Consider the following 23,834-nt stretch of genomic DNA (forward strand, 5'->3'; position numbering starts at 1 on the left):
ATCCCCTCAAAAATCCGACGGAATCAGTCCGAGGTGTACCATCGCCTTGGCGATTCCGTCGTCGTCGATATCGTCGGTCACCCAATCGGCGAGGGCCTTGGCCTCCGCAACGCCGTTGCCCATGACGACACTGGTCCCGGCTGTTTCGAGCATCTCGAGATCGTTGGGGCCGTCTCCAAAAGCGATGGTATCGGAGCGATCTGCGCCGACGGCTGCGATGAGCTCGTCGATGGCGGTGCCTTTATCGACACCGATTCGGGTGATTTCGCCGGCGCTGGGATCCCCTGGCTCCAGGCTGCTGGCGGTCACGCGCAGGTTCACCGGCGCGAGCCAATCGCCAAATTCGTCCCGGGTAAAAGGCGCCCCGGTGTAGACTACCATATCGGCGTCAGGGTAATGGTCAGCGTAAAGCCCCCGGGCCACATCAACCTCGATTTCGCCGATAGCCCGCGTGATCACATCGTAGACCGATTCCTGTGCATTCACCTGAAACAGGCGGTAGCGCCGAAAGGATTCCAGCGCGTTGGGGGAGATGATGCCGACGTGCGCCATCTGAATCAGCATCGGCACGTTGCCGCGGTTTAACATCGTCATGACCCGCTGCATCCGTTCTGCGCCAAAAACGTGCCGGCCAATTTCTTTTCCGCCTGCCATCACGTGTGCGCCAGAGCCGAAAATGTAGCCGTCAAAGCCGAAATCCATCAGAAACGGATACACCTCCGCTTCGCTGCGCCCGGTGCAGAGCACCAGCTTGTGGCCGGCTCGCTGCGCCGCTTTCAGCGCACGCCGCGCTGAGTCAGGCAGTACCTTGTGAAAATTGACCAGGGTACCGTCCACATCAAAGAATAATATTTTCGAGTTTTCTGTTTTCATGGGTCTATCTTAGCCGATTTAACGCGGGATTTCAAAAATTTTTGCCAAAATAAAAACAGCGCCGAAGCGCTGTTTTCAAATCATCATCTATTTCATTAACTGTATACGACTACTCGTGTATTTCTTGGAATGTTATCGTAAATCCATTTGGCATGATTGAGTGCAAGCCGGACGCAGCCATGGGAAACGCCTCTGCCCAGTGTTCCGTCTTTGACCCTTGACGGCGTATTTGCCGGATAATACAAAACCGAATGGAAGAGATAATTGCCGCTGAACTGCGTAGCGTACCAGCATCTATAAGAACTGCTGCCAAAATACCTCTGTTTGCTGCCAACTGTAAAGACGCCTTTTTTCGTCGGCGTGCTGGCCTTGCCGTCGCCGCAGGAATACCGCTGGATGCGCGTCCAATGGTTTTGATACCCCGTATAAATCGAAACAAGATGCCTCGAACAGTCCACAAGGATCGCATAACCTGTGCTGCTTGTGTAGCCCTGAGCTTTTCGATCCATTGCATCCAAATGAATGTACACTTGCGTGCCGTAATCCATCGCCGCGTAATCTGTTCCGCTCGTTTTGACTAAAACAAATTTCTGCGCCTTAGAATGATTGAAACTGTACAGCTGAATATTCGTGCCATTGCCGGTTCTGCCACCGGCCGCATCTAAAACCAGACTGCTGTTAGCATTAATGAAGGTATAGCTGCCATCTGCGTTTTGATGTACGATCCAACGCTGCGCCATTGTCCCATTATCGCGATACTGCTGCACGTTGGTCCCATTCGTTGTTCCGCCGCCGGCCGCGTCGAGCATATGACGAGATTTTTCATTTCGAATTTTAACAAATCCATTACCAAGATTCACAATCGTAAATTTCTGTGCACAAGTGCCATTTGAGCTGTAGAGCTCTAGATTCGCCTGCATTTTTCGAGAACCGCCCTGAATATCCAACACAGCTGAGCGATTATTAGTATTTTGAAAGACGAACTCACCGGTTATCGGATTGTACACGACAGCTTTTAAATAAAATTTCTGTGCATTTGTGCCGTTGGCCGCATAAACCCAAAGATTAGTGCCGTTGGCCGTTTGTCCACCACTGACATCCAAAACGTTCGCACTGTTATTGCCTGCCACAAAATAGCAAGTACCGTCGCCGGTATTTCTCAAAAACCAACGCTGAGCTGCCGTGTTATTGTTGAAATACTGGCGCACATTTGTTCCAGACTGTTTTAACCCGCCGGCAATATCCAGTGTCATTCCGGAATTCAAAGACGTAATACGATAAGCACTGCCTGTTTTAGTGATGATAAATTTCTGAGCATCCGTCCCGTTTTGACTGTACAATTGTAAATTGGCGCCAGAATTCATTGAACCGCCGGAAATATCAAGTGCTTTCTGGTCATCGAGCTTGGAGATAATCGTGTAAACACCGTCTTTAATCTCAATGCTGTCGGCCGCCTTGAGAAAGTTAAATTTCTGAGCTTTCGTCCCGTTTGGGCTGTACAGCCAGATGTTCGTACCATTTTTCATGCTGCCGTACTGAACATCAATCGCTTTACCGTTCTTTTTTGAAAGGATGTAATATGCGCCATCCCCAGTTGGAAGAATCTCCCATTTTTGAGCGTCTGTATCGTTCCCATCGTACTGCCAGATGTTCGTCCCGTTGGTATCCGCACCGCCGCAAATATCGATCACTTTGCCTGATTTCCGGTTAACAATGAGATAATATCCGCCATCCTCATCATCGGTCGCCACCCATTTGACATCAAACTTCTGCGCATCCGTCCCATTGGCTTCGTAAAGCTGAATATTAGCCTTACTCTGTGTACTGCCGCCTGAAACGTCGACCACTTTGAAGCCATTTTGATTCGACGCGATGACGTATGTCCCGTTTTCAACGGTCTTGACGTATTTGGGCGCCACTGGTTGTGCGTGCTGTATCGCATTTCCTGCAGCATTCGAATCTGCTTTTACATTCTTCTCAACGTCTGCTGCCTGAGTTTTTTTCACGGACTGTGATGATGATAATGCAGGTTCCGCAGACAGCTCTGATCCGACTTTCGAAGGCTGTTGAGCTACATTTTCTTTTTCTTGCCCAACAGTCGCTGCACTTGCCTGATCCGTTGTCGCTACGTTTGGCGTTTGAACCGTCTCCGCAGCGACCCTCGCAGGTGTCTGAGCATTGACAGCCGCCTTGTTCACATCCGCCGCAAACACGGATTGGGGTTTCATCAAAAAAACAGCGCCGGCCATTAGGCATACTGCAAAAAGCCATTTCCATTGCCTCAACTTCATATATCCCTCCCTCTTCAAAGAATATTATCCGTTCGTAAATTTCTTCTTATGAAAAAACAATGTTGCTAATCGTTTACTATCATTGTAACCCAAACAAAGTAAATTGTATATATCAAAAAGCGTAAAAAAAACAGCGCCGAAGCGCTGTTTTCACATGAAGCTAATGGAGTCGAAATTAGTAATTCAAAGCCTGAATTCTGAAATAGCTCTGCGGATGTGCGCAGACCGGGCAGATTTCCGGTGCTTTCGGGCCGACGACAATATGGCCGCAGTTGCCGCACTGCCAAATCTGGTCGCCGTCTCTTGAGAAAACGACACCGTCATTAATGTTCTTGAGCAGTTTTTTATAGCGTTCTTCGTGATGTTTTTCGATGTCCGCGACCATCCGGAACAGGCGGGCGATATCGTCAAAACCTTCTTCTTCAGCTTCTTTTGCCATTCTCGGGTACATTTCTGTCCATTCGTAAGCTTCGCCGTCTGCAGCTGACTGCAGGTTGTCCGGTGTGTCGCCAACGCCGTAAAGGATTTTGTACCACATTTTAGCGTGTTCTTTTTCGTTATTTGCGGTTTCGGTAAACAATTCAGAAATCTGAACATAGCCGTCGCTCTTTGCCTTGCTTGCAAAATACGTATATTTATTGCGTGCCTGGGATTCACCTGCGAAGGCATCCTGTAAATTTTTTTCAGTCTTCGTTCCCTTTAATTCTTCCGCTCTGCATCTTAAAAAATCTGCCATTGTAAAAACCTCCTTTGATGGTTCATCTATAAGCATATATTCTCACATTTAAATTGAGAACAGCTTTATCTTATCGCACTCCAGGTATTGAGTCAATGTTAATTAGAGTCGTTCTAAAAAAAGAACAGAGATAATTTTAATTATTTGTTATGATTTGAACGTCAACTTTCAAGGCGCAACGGCGACTTCAACCTCAATCTGTTCGTCAGCGCTGCCTGTTTTAGCGCCGGCCCGATGCACCGTCAGCGCCGTCTTGCTGCCTGGATGCATATCAGCCAGTGTCGCCGCCATTTCCCGGGGATTGTTCACCGACTTGCCGTCCACCGAAGTGATCACATCGCCCACGGCGATGCCGGCCTTTTCCGCGCCCGATCCCGGCGCCACGGATAACACGGCGATGCCGTGATCAAAAGGCGCCGTCTCTCCGGTGCGCATCTTGTATTGATCGGCACTTTCGCCGGTGATGCCAATTGTGCGGGGCACGTAAGCTCCCGTCATGATCACTTGATCGAGCACCGTTGAAAGCGAATAAGCCGGAAGGGCGTAAGTGCCGGATGCGTCGGTTTTAACCGTCATCCCGATAATCTGCCCTTCACTGTCACAAAGGGGACTGCCAGCCAAACTGTTTTTCGACGTTGCATCGAGCTGAATTAAATCCCGTACGGCGTAGCCGCTGCCGTCAGCCGTGGGTACATTGGCATCCGGATTCAAAATCGTCGTCTTGTTCATCGTGTATTTCTTGCCGCTGCGTCCAAGGCACATCACCGTTTCACCCTTGTAAAACTGATCATCGTCGGACAAAAGCGCCGGTTTTAAGCGGCTCCCCGAAATTTTAATCAGCGCCAAATCTAAATCGGCGTCCGACCAGATCAGCCTGGCGTTGTGCCGCTTCTTTTTCTTATCGGTAACCTGAATCTCCCCAGCCGCAGTGACCAGATGAGCCGCCGTCATGATCATGCCGTCTGTGGTCACGGCAAAGCCCGTACCGGATGCTGCGCCGACGTTCACGCGCATGACTGCAGCGTCCACGGTACCGGCCGCCTGTTTCAAGCGCGCTTCATCTGCCGATTCGGCTGCCGTCTCTTTTGAAGCTGTATCGCGCATCATTCCCTGATGCGAATAAACCGTAAATAAAACCATCACGAGTGCCAGCCCGATGATCACAGTATCCATCATGAACCACCAGGACCGGCTGTGGTTGCCGATTCTGGGCTGACGGCCGACGCCCTCAATGTTTTTCGGAAGGCCCGCCGTCTTTTCATCGCCTTCCGGGAAAAGATCATTTTGAAATGCCGGAGACGTGTCAATGGGGCGGTGTGTATCTTTGCGATGCTTCGTCATTTCAAAACTCCTTTTATTTTTCGTTCAAAACCGATTATCCTAAATCAAAAATGCTGGAACGTTCGTGGCGCCGGGCCACGGCGACCCGGGTATCTTTTTCCGAAATGCCAGACTGTTTAAAACAATTTTGTGTCGTCTGATAGGCTAGAATCGGCAGATTGTTCTCATGGCTCAAATGGGCCAGCACAATCTGTTTTACGCCGCTTTCCGCGAGATTCACAGCCATTTCGCCGGCGGTGTCGTTGGACAAATGCCCTTTGTCTCCGGCAATGCGGTGCTTCAGCGCGTAAGGATAGGGGCCGGTTTCAAGCATCCCTGCGTCGTGGTTGCTCTCCAGCACTACCAGATCCCGTCCCGCCAGCGCCTGGGCGATTTCCGGCGAGACGATGCCCGTGTCAGTGGCGATGCCAATCGTGTGGGCGCCGCTGTCAAAAGTAAAGCCAACAGGATCAGCTGCATCGTGGGAAATGCCGAAGGTCGCAATCCCCAAATCGCCGATGGCGAAGGGCACACCGGTTACAAACATGCGAATGTTGTGGCCGGCGATCTTGCCGATGTCCGGCGCCATCGCTTCCCAGGTGGCTGCGTTGGCGTAAATCGGCAAATCGTACCGGCGGGACAGCACGCCAGCGCCGTGAATGTGATCGCGGTGCTCGTGCGTAATTAAAATGCCGTCGATTTGTGCCGGCAGCTCGTCAATGGACATCAGGCCCTGTTCAATCTTCTTTCCTGACAAACCGGCGTCGACGAGGAGCCGGGTTGCGCCATGGGAGACAAACAGGCAATTGCCTGATGACCCGCTGTACAGACTACAAAATTTCATAATGAATGCCTCTAACGTTTTTTATCTTAATGGGTAAATCTTAAAATGACTCTAAAAAACAAAAGCCCCAAAATGGGGCGTAAAGTATTACTTAAGATTTAATCTTCTCAACGATTTTCGACCGCGACCCGTTCAATGTGGGCGCCCAGGTTCCGGAAATTTTCTTCAAGATTTTCGTAACCTCGATCGATGAATTTCAGGCCCGTGATTTCCGATCGGCCTTTCGCCACAAGCGCGGCGATGACCATTGCGGCACCGGCGCGCAAGTCCGTTGCCACAATTTTAGTCCCGGACAGCTCCGGCACCCCTTCGATTAAAGCGGTTCGGCCGTTGATCGAGATATTAGCGCCCATTTTTCTGAGTTCATCGACGTATTTAAACCGGTTTTCAAAAATGCTTTCGTGAAGGCGGCTGTTGCCTTCAGCGATGGACATCAAGACCGCCATCGGCTGCTGAAGGTCCGTGGGGAAGCCCGGGTAGGGCAGGGTCTTCACATGGCAGTGTTTCAGGCGGCCCTGATGGCTGACCTGGAGGCTGTCGCCGCCAACGTTGACAACTTCAGCGCCCATTTCCTTGAGCTTGGCCGTGACGCTTTCCATGTGCTTGGGAATGACACCTTTGACAAGGACATCGCCGTTTGTGGCGGCAGCGGCCATCATGTAAGTCCCCGCTGTAATTTGGTCGGGGACCACCGAATACGAACAGGCTTGGAGTGCCTCTACGCCGTGGATGCGGAGGGTGTCTGTGCCGGCGCCTTTGATGTTCGCGCCCATTTTATTGAGGAAGTTGGCCACATCGACAATGTGCGGTTCTTTCGCAGCGTTTTCGATGACCGTGCGGCCTTCGGCAAAAACCGCGGCGAGCATGACGTTAATCGTCGCGCCAACGGAAACGACGTCCATGTAAATATCCGCTGCCTTCAGATGTTCGGCCTGCATTTTGACACAGCCGTGTTCAATGACGACATCAGCGCCGAGGGCTTCAAAGCCCTTGATGTGCTGGTCAATCGGGCGGTCGCCGATGTTGCAGCCGCCGGGCAGCGGCACAATCGCATGGCCGTAGCGGCCGAGCAATGCGCCGAGCAGGTAATAGGAGGCGCGCATTTCGCCGATTTCATCCTGATAGGGGGCGCAGTCGTAGGACAATTCTCCTCGGGAATCGATGGTCAATACGTCGTCCTGCCAGTCTACCTTCGCGCCAATGCGGCTCAAAATATCGACCATTTTGCGGACGTCATCAATTCTCGGCACGTTGTCAATCGTTACAACGTTGCGGCTCAGAAGGGCGGCGGGAATCAATCCCAGCACGGCATTTTTTGCTCCGGTGATCTGTACTTCTCCTTTTAAAGGATGACCGCCTTCAATGATAAATTTATCCATCTTTTTTTCAATCCTCTCAAATCTATGTCCTTTATGCAATCTCACATTGTATTGCAAAAAAGCGGGTAAATCAAACCCGCTTATTCTGCTGAAAATCGTATCAAAATCCGTAATTATTTTAATGTGTTTTGCATTCACTTCTTATCCATTTTTAAACTGGTGATATTATATCATAATGTTTCAAATTATCAATGTATTGCGTGGATTTCTTTTTCATTAAGCTGTGTTATAATAGTCAAAAATTAAGGATGGTCTGAGGATAATGGATAAGCGACATTCGACGAAGTTCGTCTTCGACAGCGGCAACGAAAATTACGGCATCACCCCGGTGGAGAACGCCTTCATTAATATCTACATGCCCCCGGCCAACGGCGACTACGTCAAGGTTTACCTCTACGGCCTCAAACACTGCTTTTCGAGCGCGTCGGTGCCCATTGACAACGAGCTGTTGTCCGAAGAGCTGCAAATCACTGAAGGGGATGTGCGCAAAGCCTGGAACTACTGGCAGGAACAAGGCATCCTCTCGGTCAGCTACAACAGCAGCGGCCGGGCAGAGGTGCACTATTTCAGCATTCCGTCGCGCATTCTGGACAATTACCAAAAACCCGACGCGCCAGCCAACGCCAACGACACGTCGCCGAAAAACGAGCAGGAAGCCAAAATTCAGGACATGTTCAAAAAAATCGAGGAGATGTTCAGCGCCACCTTATCGGTCTCGACGATGCAGCAGCTTTCGGAATATTTAAAGGACTATCATTTTGAACCCGAAACAGTTATTCTGCTGGCCGAGTATTCGCTGAACAATATCACCGCCAAGGGCAGCCACTTTACCCAAAGCCAGGCTGTCCGCTACATGAACAAAGTCGCCGACAGCTGGCAGGACGCCGGCGTCGTCACCTCAGAAGACGCTGAAGTCTACATCGCCGAATCCCGAACCCGTCAGAAGTTATATTACAGCGTTCTCCGCGAGATCGGACAAAACCGCGGCCCGATGTCGGCGGAGCGGGAGCTCATCGACAAATGGTTCGACACCTACCATTTCAAGCCCGAAATCGTCAAGGCGGCGCTGCGCCGAACCGCGAAACCCAATTTGAAATACGTCGACGGCATCCTGACCCGATGGCACGATGCCGGCATCACCACCCTCGACGCCGTCCGCCAAGAGGCTGCGGATTTCCGCCAGAGCACCGGCTCAAAGGGATCGCCTCAGCCGGCAACCGACGCGGACACCCGCGAACGCGAAGATTTGATCGACGCCCTCGCCGATCAGGATACACAAGCTTTATGGAGTCTAATTGATGAAGAAGAATCTAAATCCCGAGACGATCATTGAGGATTTCCTCAACACTCGAAAGCGCCATCTCTTCCTCGAGAACCAGCGCATTGTCAATATTTACAACTGCGTACCGGAACTGAAGACCATCGAAAACGAACGCAACAAAGCCGGCGCCCAGCAGGTTCAGGCCCGACTGGCCGGCGATCCCGACGCCGTGCCCCATTATCACCAGAAACTCTCCGAGCTGAACGCGCGCCGCACAAAAATCATGGAAGCCCACCATCTTAGGGCTGCCGACTTCGAGATCCACTACCTTTGCCCCGACTGCCACGACACGGGGTATCAGGGCCGGGCGGTCTGCCACTGCCTGAAACAGGCCCTGACCGACGCCGCTTTTTCCCGTTTCGATCTAAGTCCCCAGGCACGGCTTGAAAATTTCGACACCTTTGAACTCAAGTACTACGCCGACGCCAAACCTGTCCACGGCCCCAGCCCGAGGCGCTACATGGCGGCGATGAAAAAGCTCATGGAGGGCTACTGCGCCGATTTCGAAAGTCATCACGACAATTATCTCTTCTACGGTGCGCCGGGTCTCGGCAAAACCTTCCTGTCTAACTGCGTGGCCAACGCCTTAATCGAAGCGGGGAAAAACGTGATCTATATCACCGCCGAACACCTCATCGATTTAGTCCGCGAGGCCGTCCAAAACGGCGACAGCCACACCTTATCCGACAGTCTTTCCGACTGCGACCTGCTCATCATTGACGATCTCGGGGCTGAATATCAAACAGCCTTTTCCGACGATCAGCTCTTTCAGATCATCAACGACCGCATTTTAAGCAACGGGCGGATGCTGATTTCTTCAAACCTTTCGCCCAAGCAAATCCAGACCCGGTACAACACCCGGCTCGCTTCCCGGATGATCGGCCACTTCAAGGCGCTGCATTTCGTCGGCACCGATATCCGCATGATCAAGAAGGGGATGGCGGCAAAATAAAGCCGCCATGAAAATTTTCGCCATTTTCTTGACATTTTGGCTTGACAACGCCCGGCCTTATCACTTATAATGATATCCGTATTTGACGCAGGGGTATCGCCAAGCGGTAAGGCAATGGACTCTGACTCCATCATGCGCAGGTTCGAATCCTGCTACCCCCGCCATTGATCAAAACATCCTAAATCGGGTGTGATTAAACAGACGCAATCGCGTCTGTTTTTTTTATTGTCCAAAGCGCTATGCGGCGGACACAAGACGGCGGCCCGCTGCCCTGCGTCCCATTGCCGCGCGCTTGATTTCTTCTCAAAGGATTTTCATCAGCGCCGCGACGTCTTCTTTCGGTGTCGCCCAGCTGGTCGCAATCCGCATGATGACGTGCGATGTGTCTTGATTTTCCCAGAACCCCAGTTCGACCTGTTCAGCCAGAGAAGCGGCCTGTTCCTTTTTTAATATAACAAAAATCTGATTCGTCGGAGCGTTGACCGCCAGTTGGTAGCCTTTTCGGACAAGGCCAGCCCGAATCTCGTCAGCCCTGTCCACTGCATTTCGGCCAATGCTTTCGTAGAGATGATCCGAAAACAAAGTGTCGAACTGAATGCCGGCGATGCGGCCCTTGGCCAGTAGGGCGCCGTGCTGTTTGATAATGGTGAAAAAATGGGGAATGAGCTGATGCTTCGGGATAACGACCGCCTCTCCAAACAACGCGCCGCATTTGGTGCCGCCGATGTAAAACGCGTCGCACAGCCGCGCGAGGTCCGGAAGGGTCACGTCGTTTTCCGGGCAGGCGAGGGCATAGGCAAGCCGGGCCCCGTCCACATAGAGATACATCTGGTACCGGCGGCAGACCGCGCTGATTTGCTCCAATTCGGCAAGCGAGTAGAGGGTGCCGTATTCTGTAGGCTGGGACAGGTAGACCATACCGGGCGCGACCATGTGCGCGCGGTTGGCGTCGTGTAAATAGCCCTTGGCGGCAGCCGCAATCGCTTCCGCCGAGATTTTGCCCTCCTGGTGGGGTAGGGCGAACACCTTGTGGCCGCCGTGTTCAATGGCGCCGGCCTCGTGAACGTTAATATGGCCGCTCTGCGCCGCGAGGACCCCCTGGTATGGACGGAGCAGAGCATCGATCATCACCATATTGGCCTGTGTACCCCCGACGAGGAAGGCGACGTCCGCCTCCGGCGCCTGACAGGCGCTTCGAATTTTATCCCTCGCCGATTCCGAAAACTGGTCGTATCCGTATCCGGCCGTCTGCATCGTATTCGTTGCGATAAGCCGTTCTAAAATCGCCGGATGGGCCCCCTCCATATAATCCGAAGCAAAGGACAGTTTGGGCTGTTTTTCCAATGTGTGGCTCCTCCTTGTATAAACACGACTCTCCGCGGTTTTATCCCGAGAGCCCGATGTTGTGTTCTATCATGTATTTTCTCTAATAGATTCATTATACGCATCCTTAAAGCCAAACACAAATGTTCATAAAGCTTTTGCCACCCGAGGCGGTGCTTCGCTTGTAGGCAGACAAAACGCGCTGCATAAGCAAAATAGGCCCGGCGGCCAGTAGATAACTGGCTGCCGGGCCGTTTGTTCGCCTCTAATGGGCAGCACTTCTATTTTGGAGGGTATTCATCTGCCCTTTTATTCATGACTTTTCGCTTTTTTTCTAAGTCTCAAACTGACTGCGAGCGCCGCCGCGCCACCTGCCATAATCAGGGCGTAAAGCGCGGCATTCGAGTTGTCGCCGGTTTTAGGCTTTGTCGAAACTTTAGCGCTCGCATTTTTGGACGTCTGCGGACGCGCTTGCTTTTCGCCACTCGGTTTCTGAGGCTTGGTGTCCGGCGCTTTAACCGTGTAGGTGACACTCGGCTTTCCAAATAATTCCACATCTCTATCGATAGTGCCGCCGCCTATCGGCTTTGCAAATGCTGTCACATGTGCGCCTGTGCTGCTCACCGGACTCAATCCAGCGGCCACGTTCGTGTAAAGTGCTTTTTGGGGGTCTACAGGTGTCTGAGTGCCGTCGATGATCCCATCTCCGTTCAGGTCCAGCTGACCGTAGGTACCCGGTGCCGACTTTGGATTCATCAGTTTCACTGTATAGGTCAGACTGACGTGCGAAAAATTCGAGACATTCACGTTCATCGTCCAAACAAAATGCTCTTGTTCTTTCTTATCACCCGGCGTGTACGTGACCTCGTAGCTGTATTTACCATTGTCCAGTTTCGGGCCAAAGCCATAATGATTTTCACCGATCTTGACAGCCTTATATGTCTGGGTGCCACCGCCATTTGATTGATCGATCGTGATGACCATTTTGTCTGGATCTTTTAAATCAAAGTTGTAATCCGCTCCGCAGCCTATCTTGTCTGTAATCGAACTGCCTGCGCCTACAACGTAAAGAATGTTGTCTTTCATCTGATCGAAACTAACCGCTTGATTGCCGGAAATCCCATTGAGCGCGCCCATAAACGCTTGTCCGAATCGAGATGTGCCGATGTTCACCGCGTAGCAGCGATAACCTTTCTTTACAAGATCACTGTACGCGTTGTACGCTTCATAAACTGCACGGTCCACCGCCATCGCATGATCGCTCGCGGCATCTACTCCGGTGTCTGTGAGATAATGATCGGGTCCATTCGAACCGGCATCGTTGCCGTATTTCAAGAAATCACTCACATATTTGTCACCATCTGCTGCAACCCACTTCTGCACCTGTGACCAATAAGCGCCCCATGTCCAATTTGGATTGTTGCAATACGGATCGTAATTATCACCTTTTGGAATATTGGCACCAAAGCGCACCTGATCCCACTCATCGATCATGCCGTAGAAATGATTGTAGGAGTACTGTCCCTTGTAATAGATGTCCTTCACTTGCCCATTTGTGCCAAAGAGCCGTGTCAAGCCATCTGAGACCAAAACAACGTATTTTCGATTGGCAGAGACACTGCTGTCTCCGTTAAGAATCCGCTTCGCGCGATCTAATCCAGCCTGCATGTTCGTGCCGCTAACTTTTTCAGGCGTCGGAATACTGTTCTGATCCGCGCATTTCTTAATCGTTTCGATTTGCGGATTAGAACCGTTATACTTCGTTAATGGATAAAGTGTATGATCAGTGCCATCGAATGCGATCATCGCAATCTTGACAGTCGCATCCGAATTTTTCAATGCCGTTTGAAGCTGTGTTAACAATTCCCCCATTTTATCCGCTGTTTCCGCTTTACAGCTGGATTTATCCATTATAAACACAATATCGGAACTCAGTTTTTCTTCTTTCGACGGCAGAGACAAGGTCACGTTTGACGTGTACTGACTGTCCAAATTGGTCGCCGTCTTGGATTTCGAATGATCCCATTGGATGGCATCACTACCTGACGCGAATGACACGCTCGTCAAACCAAAGGCGAAGGTTGTGAGGATCACTAGAGTGCCCACAATTAACCGCTGGATAATGTTTTTCGTTATTTTCATCTCTTCATCCTTTTCAATCTTTTCTCAATTTATTCATGAGTTTTTGCCTTTTTTCTAAGTCTCAAACTGACCGCGAGCGCCGCCGCGCCGCCTGCCATAATCAGGGCGTAGAGCGCGACATTCGAATCGTCGCTTGTTTTCGGTAAATGCGAGAAATGTTTGATCACACGATTTTGAGGGACATACGGAGGCAAAATCTGTCCGCCCTTTTGTGCAGTGCTAACACGTTCCCATTTGGCGTAAACCCGGTTGCCGTTTGCCTTCAAATTGTCGACCATCATCTGGGTGTAGGGGCCGTCTGTGCAGGCTTGATCCAAATACCAGCCTTTGAAAACGTAACCGGCGGGCGCGTTGCGGAACGCGCTGATGTCCTTCAGCTCGACTTTGCTGTTGTTCTTCAAAGCGTTGACTGTTTTGGACGTCACGCCATTATCGACAATGCCAAACGACTTAAAGTTGAAATCATAGGTCAGGCTTGTCGTCTTGTCGACATCGCCCCACTGTGCGGTCAGGGTCATGCCGCCATAGGCCATCGGCACTGCCGCATTGGGATAATAGATTTGACCGTCATCGCTGCACTTCCATCCTAAAAAGACTTTTCCTTTCGGTGCTTGAATGCGGGCCGCTGAGGCAGCCGTTACACCGGCATCTTCGTAATACTGATTGCGGTCTTCGGGGACGATGCCGCTGCCGCCGTTAAGGTCGTATTTGACAGACCAAGCTTTGATGCTCCGCCATTCCGCCTTCAGCGTGATATCCTGGGTAACGCCGGAAGCGAAACTGTAGGGTCTACCGTTCAAGGTCCAGCCTAAAAAGACGTGGCCGGTATATTTTGGATCCTCTGGACTGGCCACCGTATGGCCGTATTCGATGCCGCTCACCTTACCGATTGACGAGCCCTTTCCGGTGTCGAAGTTGACAGTGTAGGTTTTTGGCACCCATTTAGCGTAAAGATTCAATTCATGCGCCGGCATCGTGCCCTTGAAATCAAATCTATTCGTCAGCTGCTTGTCGGTATACCAGCCGCCGAACACAAAGTTTTCGTTACCAGTGGTCTTGGTGGTCTGGTTGACGACGTAATTTGACGGCTTGTACTGGCTCAAATCGTCTTCGTAGAGCACCGAGTGGCTCTCGAGTTCCGAACCGCCTTCAGTGTGAAAATTCAGAAGGTAGCTGTTGCGTGTGTAGTAGAACCGCATGGGGTCACTTGCACCATTGTACATGTGCTGAGTGCCGTCTGCGTTTTTGGCAACATGATAATTTTCGCCTGGATTCTGCTGAGAAAACCAGGCTTCCGGGTATCGAAACCAGACTTGAGCGTCGGTATCGTTGAACAGATGATAGTGCCCATCTGAATAAGTCATCACAGGCGTAAACCCTGGAAAATCTTCGACGATAATGTCTGTTCCGCCAAACCAACCACTGGAAAACTGATCCTCTTTTTTTAGATAATAGGTACGCGTATCACCAGCCGCTCTAAGAGAGGTATTTTTGACCACAGTTTTTCCCGCCGGCGCTTTTCCGTGCAGCGTCTCTAAATAGCACTTGTAAAACGAATTATCGCCGCCATATTGCTGCCAATTCAGTACAATGTTTTGACTTCTCATAGTACTGACCTCAGAGGGGGATTCAACAAAATCAACGCCACCATTTTTGTAACTAAAAACGAATCGATGGGTGCCGTCGAACAACTCCTTCTCCGGCCGGATTGCAAAAACTGTCTGCCAGAAATGGGCCAGATCTGAAGAATACTTGATGTTTTTGTACGATAGATTCTGCGTCGTGCCGTCCGCCTTTGGGACATTGATCGACAAATTGTAGGTCTTGCACCGGTAGTACACGTTGAGCACGGTGGAGCCGTCGGCTGCGATAGTCGGACGAGCCGGATCGTCGCGCTTAGCCGTGGTAAGGTCTGTATTCAATTCGTATGCATCGCGGGATTTGTCGAAAGGATTGGAAAAAATCAGGTTGGTGTGAAACCCAGCCTTGTCTCCGGTCGTCCCTTTTATCACCTCTTCATCGATCATTTTGTAATCCCAGGTACCATCTCCGACGCCACTGCCTGGCGTCTTTTGGTATTCGATCCAGTATTTAACAGTGTATTCGGTATCTTTAGCCGGTTTGTATCCGGCGTAGAGGGTGAGAGGCTTTGTCACCTTCTGGGTGAAATCGTAGGGGGTTTTCAAATCCGGGTCACTGTACCACTTATCAAAGACGTAGCCCTGCTTGACCGGGTCAGATGCGGGTTTTTTGACCTTGGCGTCATCGCCTTCGGCCTTTCTTGAAATGAATTGTTTGGCGATGGAGGCGGAACTGTTGGTCTGGAACGTGACCCAATAACCTTCTTTCAGAATAGGGTAGAGGTTCACCGATGCCGTTCCCACTTGGAATTTTCCGGACACATCTTTCGTGTCGTTTTTGGTCGTGCTCCAGCCATCCTGACACTCGGTGAGCGGCTGGACCTGAACGAGAGGACTATCCTTGTCGACTATTACCGTCGTATTGGGTTTGACCGATTGGCTCTTGATCAAATTGCCGTACTGGTCGTGATAATAGAGATAGACCGCGTCCTCATAATGAGCGTGCAGCTGAATGGTTGTGCCGTCTTCAGCGATGACGCCCACCTTCCCAAATCCTTTAAAGGCCTTTCCGGAAGCATCGACCCATCCGGTAAAGATCTTGCCGTCGACCGTCTTTGGGACCGCCGGTTGATACAACGTGTCGCCCTTCTTGACAATTTGGGACGCCACTTGCTTGCCGTCCGAATCGTAAAAAGTGTAGGTCGCCGTATTCACGCCGGCCGCGCTCACCCTCATCGGAAGGACACTGATGAGCACCAGGCAGGCGCAAACGATGCCTAAAATGCCAATCAGCGACCTGCCCATCCATTTTGTTTGACTTTTCATCTGGTCACTCCTTTTCACTTTTTTCATATTTATCTAAAAAAGGTTTGTGGTATTTTTCAAACCCTTGTTCTCTGGCTGCAATCGCCTCCGCCAAAGTCGGATAAGTCCCCAAATTGTGGCGGACTTTATTCAGCGTGATGCTCGCGCGGTAAGTGCCGTAAGGCGTTCGGTAGACGCCGGTATGACCCGTTTTGTTATCGCTACGTTTTTTTCTCTTCAGAAATTCGACACAGCTGTTTTCAACGAAATGCAGGTTTTTATGCAGTTTCTTGCCATTTTCCTCCCGGACATGGCCGCAGCTGACCGTATTGCCGTGCAAAAGCACATCCTCAGAAAAATCCTTTTCTCTCCCGCAGGAGCAGCGGCAATGCCAAATCAGACTGCCTTTTTTATCTCTTTGATCGGTGGGGTACAGCGCCGTGAGTTCACCAAATGTTTTGCCTGTCAAATCTACGGGGTGGCCTTTTCGCTTTTCTTCTGACTTTTTGCTGCAGCCGCATCCACAGTCCCGGCGATAGCCGCGCACCAAATACCTTTCGTTCACTTCGCAGATCCGCCCGCAGCGGCAGCGGCATTTCCAGATGATCGCGCCGTCGGGTCCTCTTTTTTCTGTGGGCGCTAAGGCGAGAAGGGCACCGAACTGCATGCCGGACAGGTCTCTGTACTGATGCTGGTTTTCTTTCATCAGGCAACCACAGCTTCTGGTTCTTCCGCTGACAAGATTGCTGTAATACACCGTCGTCTCCTTGCCACAGTCACAGCGGCAACGGCATTGTTTCGCACCTTTCTCCGTTCGAAAGACCTCCAATACCGTCAGCCTTCCGAACTTCTTCCCGATCAATTCCTGATCCTTCGCCATATACTCGTTTCCTTTCAAAAACGCTGATGCTTTGATTGCGCCACGCATAGGCAATGTGTTAAATAAAGTAGACGTTTATAAAAAAGGGTGATAGAATGAAAAATGAAATAATTTAAGAAAAATTTAGGACTTCGTATAGGAAATTTCGAAAAATTTAAGACCAAATGACTGTGTGCACAAAGGTCTACCTTTTTGAACAACTTTATGAATCTGCGCTCTTTTGCGCTTTCATCCAATTCCGCAGGGTGGTATAGCTGACGCCGAGGATTCTGCCGCCCTGGCGCAGGCTCATTTTATTATTTCTAATTTTTTCCGCCACTTCGTCGAATCGTTCCGGGATGGGGATTTTCGGCCGTCCGAACTGAACGCCGCGCTTTTTTGCTTCCCGAATCCCTTCCAGCTGACGCTGGTGCGTATTTTCCCGTTCGATCTGAGCCACGTAGGAGAGAATCTGAAGAACCAGGTCGGAGATAAACGCTCCGGTCACGCCGCCAGTTGATCGGCGCGTGTCGAGCAATGGAAAATCCAAAACGATCACGTCAGCTTGCTTCACTTTCGTCAGATAACGCCATTGTTCCAGTATTTCATCGTAATTGCGTCCCAGCCGGTCAATGGATTTGATGTACAATTCATCCCGTGCCTGTATTTTTCGAATGAGCCGCTGATACCCCGGCCGGTTAAAATCTTTTCCTGACTGCTTGTCGATGAAAAGATTCTGCTTTTCAATCCCAGCTTGCATTAAGGCACTGATCTGTCTGGCCAGTTTTTGATTTTTGCTGGAGACCCTCGCATATCCGTACTGCTGTGTCGTCTGTTTATTCAATTTCCTCAAACCTCCTGTCTTTCTTTTTCAAAATGATCAAAACACGTCAATTTATTATCCAATCTTGTGCTGAAATCGCTTGCCATTTCATTGTAAATTGTTTATTATATATACTAGACCTATAGAGTTTTTCCTGAGGAGGAAAGGAAATGAGCGAACATTACATCAATTATTTTAAGCCCCCGTTTGGATTGCTGCTTCTCGAATCCACGGAAGATGTGCTGCTGCGGGTTCAATGGGTGAAGAACAAAGATATTCCAGAAACAGAAACCCGGCCGATTCTGGAGGAAACAAAAAAACAACTCCAGGAATACTTCGACGGCGAACGGGAAATCTTTAATTTATCTTTCAACGCGCGGGGGACCGCTTTTCAGAAAAAGGTGTGGAAAGTACTGCGGACCATCCCCTACGGGGAGATCAAATCCTATAAAGATATCGCAGACGCCATCAACAACCCAACTGCGCCGAGAGCCGTCGGGCGGGCGAACAATAAAAATCCGCTGAATATCATCATTCCCTGTCACCGGGTAATCGCAACCAGCGGCCTTTTAACCGGATACGCCGGCGGTATCGAAATCAAACGCAAGCTGTTGGAAATGGAACGGCATTATCTGCGCAATTTCGCCGCGATACCCCGACCGGATTAAATTTTTTTTAAACATATCGACGTAAGATATTTTTATCAAGATCATAAAAAATAAGGAGGTCAACATCATGGCCAATCGTTTTAATTTTGGAGATGAATTTAAAAAAATTATTTTAGCCGGTGTCGGTGCAGCTGCCGTCACAGCAGAAAAAGCTGAACAAGTCGTCAACTACTGCGTTGAAAAGGGTGAACTCACCGTTGAACAGGGAAAAGTCGTCAATGAAGAGCTCAAGCACAGCGTCAAAGAAAAAGTCGACGCGACCAAAGAAAAATTCAAGAAAAAGACCAATTTCGACGACGTGTTAAAGGCAGTTGATGATTTATCCGACGAACAAATCGCAGCGCTGAAGGAAAAATTGGAAAAAGCCAAAGCGGAAGACGTTGAAGATGCCGACGTCGAAGATGCACAAACAGAAGAAACAGATTCGGACGCGAAAGCCGAATAACGGACAGCGATGAGCGACTCCAAAAAACTGCCGAGGGGCTACCGCCGCAGACGCGTGCGGGAGATCCTCGGCATTTTATCTAAACACAACATCAGAGAGGGGATTACCCCCGAAAAATTCCGGGCCATTGTCGAAGAACTTGGCCCGGTTTTTGTTAAGGTCGGCCAGATTTTATCGATGCGCCAAGACGTGCTTCCCGAAGCTTACTGCCAGGCGCTGGCGAAACTGCGGACCGATGTGGCGCCGCTGCCTTTCCAGACCATCGCTGAAGTGCTGGAATCGGCTTATCATCAGCCGCTGAGGCGCATTTTCACCCGCATCGATCACGAACCGCTGGGCTCTGCATCCATCGCGCAGGTGCACCGCGCCGTGCTCTTAGACGGCACTCCGGTCGTGGTCAAAGTGCAGCGCCCGGGCATCGACGAAACCATGAAAATCGATTTGTCGATTTTGAGCCAGCTGACGTCCCTGCTTCAGCGCACCGGTGTCACCGGCGACGTCATCGATTTTAAAATGGTGCTCTCGGAGGTGGCAGCGACCGCCCGTCAGGAGATGGATTTCATGAACGAAGGGCACAACGCCGAAATCTTCGCCCACAACAATTCCGACATCCTTTACGTCGACTGTCCGACCATTTTTAAACACTACACCACGTCCAACGTGCTGATGATGTCTTACATGGGCGGCATCGACATCGACGACACCGACCATCTCGTCGCACAAGGCTACGACCTCGAGGAAATCGCGGTCAAACTCGTCGAAAACTACATCAAGCAAATCGTCGACGACGCCTTTTTCCAGGCCGACCCCCATCCGGGCAATATCCGCATTCACGACGGCAAAATCGGATGGATCGATCTCGGCATGATGGGCACCTTGAGCCGGCGGGACTGCGAGCTGTTCCGCGAGGCCATTTCAGCCGTCGCCGCTCAGGACATCAGCGCAATCAAAACTGTCGTCCTCAACTTAGGCGACCATACCGACAAAATCGACCACACCCGTCTTTACGCCGACCTCTCTGATCTGATGGATGAATACGGCAGTGTCAATATCGGCGAAATGAGCTTGTCAGAATTTCTGCAGGATCTGCTCCACATCTGCAATGAAAACCACATTCAAATGCCCCAGGGGATCACGATGCTGGTGCGCGGTGTAATGACCATTGAAAGCGTCGTGGCCAGGTTGGACCCGAACGCGAGCATCGTCAGCGTCATGCAGCAGCACATTCTCGAGCCGACCCTTAAAGAACTCGATCTCAAGACGACAGCGAAAAAACTGAGCCGCAGTCTGCTCAGCGCCGGCACCCACACACTGGAGCTGCCGGAAAATTTAAATAATCTATCGAAGGCCGCGCTGAAGGGGCAGTCCAAAATCAATTTGGAACTGGTGGGCAGCGAGGCGCCGATCAAGCAGCTCGGCAAAATGGTCAATCGGCTCGTGCTGGCGGTCATCACCGGCGCGCTGCTGCTCTCGTCGAGCTTTCTCGCCATCACCGACATGACGCCGAAAATTCTCGGCATCCCGGCACTGGCTTTCTTCGGCTACCTCGGCGCGTTGGTCCTCGGCGGCGGCACCCTCTACAGCGTGTACCGCAGCTGGCGAACAAAGAAAAAACGCCGCCCCTTTTTCTTTCCCAAAGAAAAATTATAACCCGTTTTCTGCAATTCAACCCGATGCACCAGCATCGGGTTTTTTACGTTCTGTGCATCTAAAAAACGGCCTGCCGAAGCAGACCGTTGATTAAAAATTGAACTTAAAATAATTGTTTAAACTTGTCGATATTGGACTGAATATCGCCTTTAAACAGGCAGGAGCCCGAGACGATGGTATCGGCGCCGGCCTCGAGAATTTCGGGCAAGGTATCGAAATTGACCCCGCCGTCGACTTCCAGGCGGATGTCCCGCCCAGAGGCGTCGATCATGGCGCGAATGGCCTTGAGCCGTTCTGTGGTTTCCGGAATGTAGGACTGGCCACCAAATCCTGGATGCACGCCCATGACCAGCACCATATCGACCCGATCGAGGTAAGGTTTCACCGCGTCGACCGGCGTTTCCGGAGAAATGACCACCGCTGGATGACAGCCGAGATTTTCGATTAAATCGAGGCAGGCGTCGGTATCGTCGTCCGCTTCGACGTGAACTGTAATGGTGTCGGCGCCGGCCTTTGCGAAACGTTCGATATAGGCGAGAGGGTGCGTGATCATCAGATGCACATCAAAAGGCAGATCGACCGATTGTCTGATCTGCGCCACTTGATCCGGCCCCATGGTGATATTCGGCACAAAGTGGCCGTCCATGATGTCCACGTGCAGCCAGTCAGTGCCGGCTGCTTCCGCTTCTTTTAAATGATCACCCAATCGGGTGAAATCCGCGCTGAGCATCGAAATGGAAATAAGTGTTTTCATGGTTCATTTTCCTTTTATTGTTTATTGATTTTCATCGTCCGACAACATGTTGACCTGTTCGGCCGTCGCGTTCGATTGTGTATCGCCGTCGGCAGATTCGTCGTCGGGCTCTTCATTCTGCACCTTGCAGATGGTCGCAATGCGTTCGTCACCTTTCAGGCGCATCAGGCGCGTGCCCTGGGTCGAGCGGCCAATTTGAGTAATGTCGTCGGTCTTGAGCTTGATCACGATGCCTTCGTTGTTGATCATCATGATTTCCCCGCCGTCTTCAATGACGTTAAAGCCGACGAGTTTGCCCGTTTTTTTCGAGCACTTGTAAGTCTGCACGCCCTTGCCGCCGCGGTTCTGAATGCGGTATTCATCGCCGGAGGTGCGTTTGCCGTAGCCCTTTTCAGCGACACAGAGCACCTTGCAGTCCTCGGAGAGAATGTCCATCCCGACGACGTAATCGTCAGGCCGCAGCGAGATCCCGCGGACGCCCATCGACGTGCGCCCGGTCGGTCGAACATCTGCGACGTGGAATCGAATCGCGTAACCGTCGTGGGTGCCCATCACAATATCTTGGCTGTCGTCGGCGATACGCACGTTGATCAGCTCGTCGCCGTCCTTGAGTTTGATACCGTTGATCCCGTTCTTCCGGCTCGACGAGTAATCTGACAGCGGCGTCTTTTTGATTAGCCCCATCTTCGTCGCCATCGTCAAATACTTGTTCGCTTCTTCGAAATCCTTGATCTGAATCATCGTCGTGATGTTTTCATCGCTGTCTAAATCCAGAATATTGACAATGGCCGTTCCTCTGGCGGTTCGGCCGGCTTCCGGAATCTCGTAAGCCTTTAAATTATAATACTTGCCTTTGTTCGTAAAGAAGAGTAAATCGTCGTGGGACGAGCAGGTGAAAATGTGCTCGATAAAGTCGTTTTCTCGGGTCGATAAGGCCGAGATCCCCTTGCCGCCGCGCCGCTGTGAGCGGTAGGTGTCAGCCGGAATCCGCTTGACGTAGCCGATATGGGTCATCGTGACCACGACTTCTTCTTCTTTGATCAAATCTTCCATGTTGAAATCGTCGACGTCGATATCGAAGGACGTCCGACGCGGATCGCCGTATTTTTCCTTGAGTTCAACCAGCTGATCTTTGATGATGCCGAGGACCAGATTTTCGTCAGCGAGAATCGCACGGTATTCGGCAATTTTCTTCACCAAGGCTGCGTATTCTTCCTCAATCTTTTCACGTTCGAGACCGGTCAGGCGCTGCAGACGCATGTCCAGAATGGCCTGCGCTTGAATATCAGTCAGCGTAAAATTGTCCATCAAACGCGCCTTCGCAATTTTCGCATCGTGAGATTCTCGGATAATTTTAATGACGGCGTCAATATTATCGAGGGCGATGCGGTAGCCTTCCAAAATATGGGCCCGCGCTTCGGCCTTCTTCAAATCGAATTTCGTCCGGCGGACCACCACTTCTTTTTGATGTTCGACGTAATAATAGAGAATCTGTTTCAGATTCAACACCTTCGGCTGGCCGTCGACCAGGGCCAGCATGATCACGCCGTAGGTGTCCTGAAGCTGAGTGTGTTTGTACAGCTGGTTAAGGATGATCGTCGCATTGGTGTCCCGCTTCAAATCGATCACGATTCGGATCCCGTGCTTTAAGTCAGTTTCGTCGCGGATATCGGTAATGCCTTCGACAACCTTGTCCTTGACCAGTTCCGCAATTTTCTGAATCAGCTTCGCCTTGTTAACCATATATGGTAATTCGGAGACGATGATCTGCTGCTTGCCGCGCTTGGTCTGCTGAATCTCGACCTTGGAGCGGACTTTGATGCGGCCGCGGCCTGTCGCGTAGGCGTCGCGGATACCGGATTTTCCGAGAATAACCCCGGCAGTCGGAAAGTCCGGCCCTTTAATGGTCTGCATCAATTCGTTGACCGAAATTTCCGGATTGTCAATGTAAGCGATGGTCCCGTCGCAGATTTCGCCGAGGTTGTGCGGCGGAATGTTGGTGGCCATCCCGACGGCAATCCCCTGGGAGCCATTGGCCAAAAGGTGGGGGAAACGGGCCGGCAACACCGACGGTTCTTTTTCGGAGCCATCAAAGTTGTCGATAAAGTCGACCGTTTCTTTATTGATATCTCGGAGCATTTCGACGCCGACTTTGCTCATCTTCGCTTCGGTGTAACGCATGGCAGCGGCGCCGTCGCCGTCAATGGAGCCGAAGTTCCCCTGACCGTTGACGGTCAGATAACGGGTCGAAAAATCCTGCGCCATTCGGACCATTGCATCGTAGACTGAGGAATCGCCGTGTGGATGATATTTCCCTAAAACTTCCCCAACGATACGCGCCGACTTTCTAAACGGCTTATCCGGCGTCATGCCCATTTGGTACATCGCGTAAAGGATACGGCGATGCACCGGCTTGAGGCCGTCTCTGACGTCAGGAAGGGCTCGCCCAATGATAACGCTCATCGCGTAATCAATGTAGCAGTTCTTCATTTCGTCTTCGATCTTGACGTCGCGCAGATCCTTCGCCACTGATGTCATTTGATTATTTTCGTTATTGTCCATACTCTAT

The 23,834-nt window shown here is 51.0% G+C and carries 18 protein-coding genes; 5 read left to right on the plus strand and 13 right to left on the minus strand.

What is annotated here, in order from left to right; all coding sequences use genetic code 11:
- Positions 1 to 6 precede the first annotated feature (6 nt).
- The 6 genes from FYJ52_RS06355 to FYJ52_RS06380 all read right to left on the minus strand — a co-directional run bounded on the left by FYJ52_RS06355 (position 7) and on the right by FYJ52_RS06380 (position 7,443).
- Positions 7 to 873 carry an HAD hydrolase family protein gene (locus tag FYJ52_RS06355; protein WP_154576391.1) on the minus strand — a complete coding sequence of 289 codons (867 nt, stop codon included), beginning with the start codon at positions 871 to 873 and terminating at the stop codon, positions 7 to 9.
- Positions 874 to 968: 95 nt separating this feature from the next.
- On the minus strand, positions 969 to 3,164 hold the full coding sequence (locus FYJ52_RS06360) for an RICIN domain-containing protein (protein ID WP_154576392.1): 2,196 nt from the start codon (positions 3,162 to 3,164) through the stop codon (positions 969 to 971).
- Between the two features lie 175 nt (positions 3,165 to 3,339).
- Positions 3,340 to 3,900: a rubrerythrin gene (gene rbr / locus FYJ52_RS06365; RefSeq protein WP_154576393.1), complete on the minus strand. Its 561-nt coding sequence runs from the start codon at positions 3,898 to 3,900 to the stop codon at positions 3,340 to 3,342.
- 168 nt (positions 3,901 to 4,068) lie between these two features.
- Positions 4,069 to 5,241: a S1C family serine protease gene (locus tag FYJ52_RS06370; protein WP_154576394.1), complete on the minus strand. Its 1,173-nt coding sequence runs from the start codon at positions 5,239 to 5,241 to the stop codon at positions 4,069 to 4,071.
- Between the two features lie 34 nt (positions 5,242 to 5,275).
- Positions 5,276 to 6,064, minus strand: a complete 789-nt coding sequence (locus FYJ52_RS06375; protein ID WP_154576395.1) for an MBL fold metallo-hydrolase — start codon at positions 6,062 to 6,064, stop codon at positions 5,276 to 5,278.
- A 107-nt stretch (positions 6,065 to 6,171) separates the two neighbouring features.
- Positions 6,172 to 7,443 carry a UDP-N-acetylglucosamine 1-carboxyvinyltransferase gene (locus FYJ52_RS06380; RefSeq protein WP_154576396.1) on the minus strand — a complete coding sequence of 424 codons (1,272 nt, stop codon included), beginning with the start codon at positions 7,441 to 7,443 and terminating at the stop codon, positions 6,172 to 6,174.
- Between the two features lie 262 nt (positions 7,444 to 7,705).
- Between FYJ52_RS06380 and FYJ52_RS06385 the strand changes: the two genes are divergently transcribed.
- A complete protein-coding gene (locus tag FYJ52_RS06385; RefSeq protein WP_154576397.1) occupies positions 7,706 to 8,776 on the plus strand; it encodes a DnaD domain protein in 1,071 nt (356 codons plus the stop codon).
- Positions 8,742 to 9,716 (plus strand): ATP-binding protein, encoded by a 975-nt coding sequence (locus FYJ52_RS06390; RefSeq protein WP_154576398.1) that lies wholly within the window; start codon positions 8,742 to 8,744, stop codon positions 9,714 to 9,716. The genes FYJ52_RS06385 and FYJ52_RS06390 overlap by 35 nt, the downstream gene beginning before the upstream one ends.
- Before the next feature lie 303 nt (positions 9,717 to 10,019).
- Here FYJ52_RS06390 and FYJ52_RS06395 read toward each other — a convergent pair whose 3' ends face one another.
- The 5 genes from FYJ52_RS06395 to FYJ52_RS06415 form a co-directional block, all read right to left on the minus strand.
- Complete coding sequence (locus FYJ52_RS06395; RefSeq protein WP_268892586.1) at positions 10,020 to 11,060, minus strand: threonine aldolase family protein; 1,041 nt, start codon at positions 11,058 to 11,060, stop codon at positions 10,020 to 10,022.
- Between the two features lie 288 nt (positions 11,061 to 11,348).
- Positions 11,349 to 13,181 (minus strand): vWA domain-containing protein, encoded by a 1,833-nt coding sequence (locus tag FYJ52_RS06400; protein ID WP_154576399.1) that lies wholly within the window; start codon positions 13,179 to 13,181, stop codon positions 11,349 to 11,351.
- A 29-nt stretch (positions 13,182 to 13,210) separates the two neighbouring features.
- The gene (locus FYJ52_RS06405; protein WP_205960783.1) at positions 13,211 to 16,087 is read right to left on the minus strand and encodes an InlB B-repeat-containing protein; all 2,877 of its coding nucleotides are present in this window, start codon (positions 16,085 to 16,087) and stop codon (positions 13,211 to 13,213) included.
- Between the two features lie 4 nt (positions 16,088 to 16,091).
- A complete protein-coding gene (locus FYJ52_RS06410; protein WP_154576401.1) occupies positions 16,092 to 16,946 on the minus strand; it encodes an AP2 domain-containing protein in 855 nt (284 codons plus the stop codon).
- Positions 16,947 to 17,148: 202 nt separating this feature from the next.
- Positions 17,149 to 17,769: a recombinase family protein gene (locus FYJ52_RS06415; RefSeq protein ID WP_205960784.1), complete on the minus strand. Its 621-nt coding sequence runs from the start codon at positions 17,767 to 17,769 to the stop codon at positions 17,149 to 17,151.
- Positions 17,770 to 17,918: 149 nt separating this feature from the next.
- Here FYJ52_RS06415 and FYJ52_RS06420 point away from each other — a divergent pair, with 149 nt between their 5' ends.
- The 3 genes from FYJ52_RS06420 (at position 17,919) to FYJ52_RS06430 (ending at position 20,511) form a co-directional block, all read left to right on the plus strand.
- Positions 17,919 to 18,416 (plus strand): methylated-DNA--[protein]-cysteine S-methyltransferase, encoded by a 498-nt coding sequence (locus FYJ52_RS06420; RefSeq protein WP_154576402.1) that lies wholly within the window; start codon positions 17,919 to 17,921, stop codon positions 18,414 to 18,416.
- Between the two features lie 67 nt (positions 18,417 to 18,483).
- On the plus strand, positions 18,484 to 18,861 hold the full coding sequence (locus tag FYJ52_RS06425; RefSeq protein WP_154576403.1) for a hypothetical protein: 378 nt from the start codon (positions 18,484 to 18,486) through the stop codon (positions 18,859 to 18,861).
- A 9-nt stretch (positions 18,862 to 18,870) separates the two neighbouring features.
- The gene (locus FYJ52_RS06430; protein WP_154576404.1) at positions 18,871 to 20,511 is read left to right on the plus strand and encodes an ABC1 kinase family protein; all 1,641 of its coding nucleotides are present in this window, start codon (positions 18,871 to 18,873) and stop codon (positions 20,509 to 20,511) included.
- Positions 20,512 to 20,614: 103 nt separating this feature from the next.
- Here the strand turns inward: FYJ52_RS06430 and rpe are convergent, their stop codons facing one another.
- Both rpe and gyrA read right to left on the minus strand, forming a co-directional pair.
- On the minus strand, positions 20,615 to 21,265 hold the full coding sequence (rpe, locus tag FYJ52_RS06435) for a ribulose-phosphate 3-epimerase (RefSeq protein WP_154576405.1): 651 nt from the start codon (positions 21,263 to 21,265) through the stop codon (positions 20,615 to 20,617).
- Positions 21,266 to 21,286: 21 nt separating this feature from the next.
- Positions 21,287 to 23,827: a DNA gyrase subunit A gene (gyrA, locus tag FYJ52_RS06440; RefSeq protein WP_154576406.1), complete on the minus strand. Its 2,541-nt coding sequence runs from the start codon at positions 23,825 to 23,827 to the stop codon at positions 21,287 to 21,289.
- Between the last annotated feature and the right edge of the window lie 7 nt (positions 23,828 to 23,834).

The organism is Pseudoramibacter porci, from assembly GCF_009696145.1.
Taxonomy (GTDB): Bacteria; Bacillota; Clostridia; order Eubacteriales; family Eubacteriaceae; genus Pseudoramibacter; species Pseudoramibacter porci.

Coding starts and splice junctions, on each gene's coding strand:
- FYJ52_RS06370 (WP_154576394.1), bottom strand. CDS start 5,241: ATGACGAAGCATCGCAAAGATACACACCGCCCCATTGACACGTCTCCG.
- FYJ52_RS06380 (WP_154576396.1), bottom strand. CDS start 7,443: ATGGATAAATTTATCATTGAAGGCGGTCATCCTTTAAAAGGAGAAGTA.
- FYJ52_RS06390 (WP_154576398.1), top strand. CDS start 8,742: ATGAAGAAGAATCTAAATCCCGAGACGATCATTGAGGATTTCCTCAAC.
- FYJ52_RS06430 (WP_154576404.1), top strand. CDS start 18,871: ATGAGCGACTCCAAAAAACTGCCGAGGGGCTACCGCCGCAGACGCGTG.
- gyrA (WP_154576406.1), bottom strand. CDS start 23,827: ATGGACAATAACGAAAATAATCAAATGACATCAGTGGCGAAGGATCTG.
- FYJ52_RS06410 (WP_154576401.1), bottom strand. CDS start 16,946: ATGGCGAAGGATCAGGAATTGATCGGGAAGAAGTTCGGAAGGCTGACG.
- rpe (WP_154576405.1), bottom strand. CDS start 21,265: ATGAAAACACTTATTTCCATTTCGATGCTCAGCGCGGATTTCACCCGA.
- FYJ52_RS06405 (WP_205960783.1), bottom strand. CDS start 16,087: ATGAAAAGTCAAACAAAATGGATGGGCAGGTCGCTGATTGGCATTTTA.
- FYJ52_RS06425 (WP_154576403.1), top strand. CDS start 18,484: ATGGCCAATCGTTTTAATTTTGGAGATGAATTTAAAAAAATTATTTTA.
- rbr (WP_154576393.1), bottom strand. CDS start 3,900: ATGGCAGATTTTTTAAGATGCAGAGCGGAAGAATTAAAGGGAACGAAG.
- FYJ52_RS06375 (WP_154576395.1), bottom strand. CDS start 6,064: ATGAAATTTTGTAGTCTGTACAGCGGGTCATCAGGCAATTGCCTGTTT.
- FYJ52_RS06420 (WP_154576402.1), top strand. CDS start 17,919: ATGAGCGAACATTACATCAATTATTTTAAGCCCCCGTTTGGATTGCTG.
- FYJ52_RS06360 (WP_154576392.1), bottom strand. CDS start 3,164: ATGAAGTTGAGGCAATGGAAATGGCTTTTTGCAGTATGCCTAATGGCC.
- FYJ52_RS06355 (WP_154576391.1), bottom strand. CDS start 873: ATGAAAACAGAAAACTCGAAAATATTATTCTTTGATGTGGACGGTACC.
- FYJ52_RS06385 (WP_154576397.1), top strand. CDS start 7,706: ATGGATAAGCGACATTCGACGAAGTTCGTCTTCGACAGCGGCAACGAA.
- FYJ52_RS06400 (WP_154576399.1), bottom strand. CDS start 13,181: ATGAAAATAACGAAAAACATTATCCAGCGGTTAATTGTGGGCACTCTA.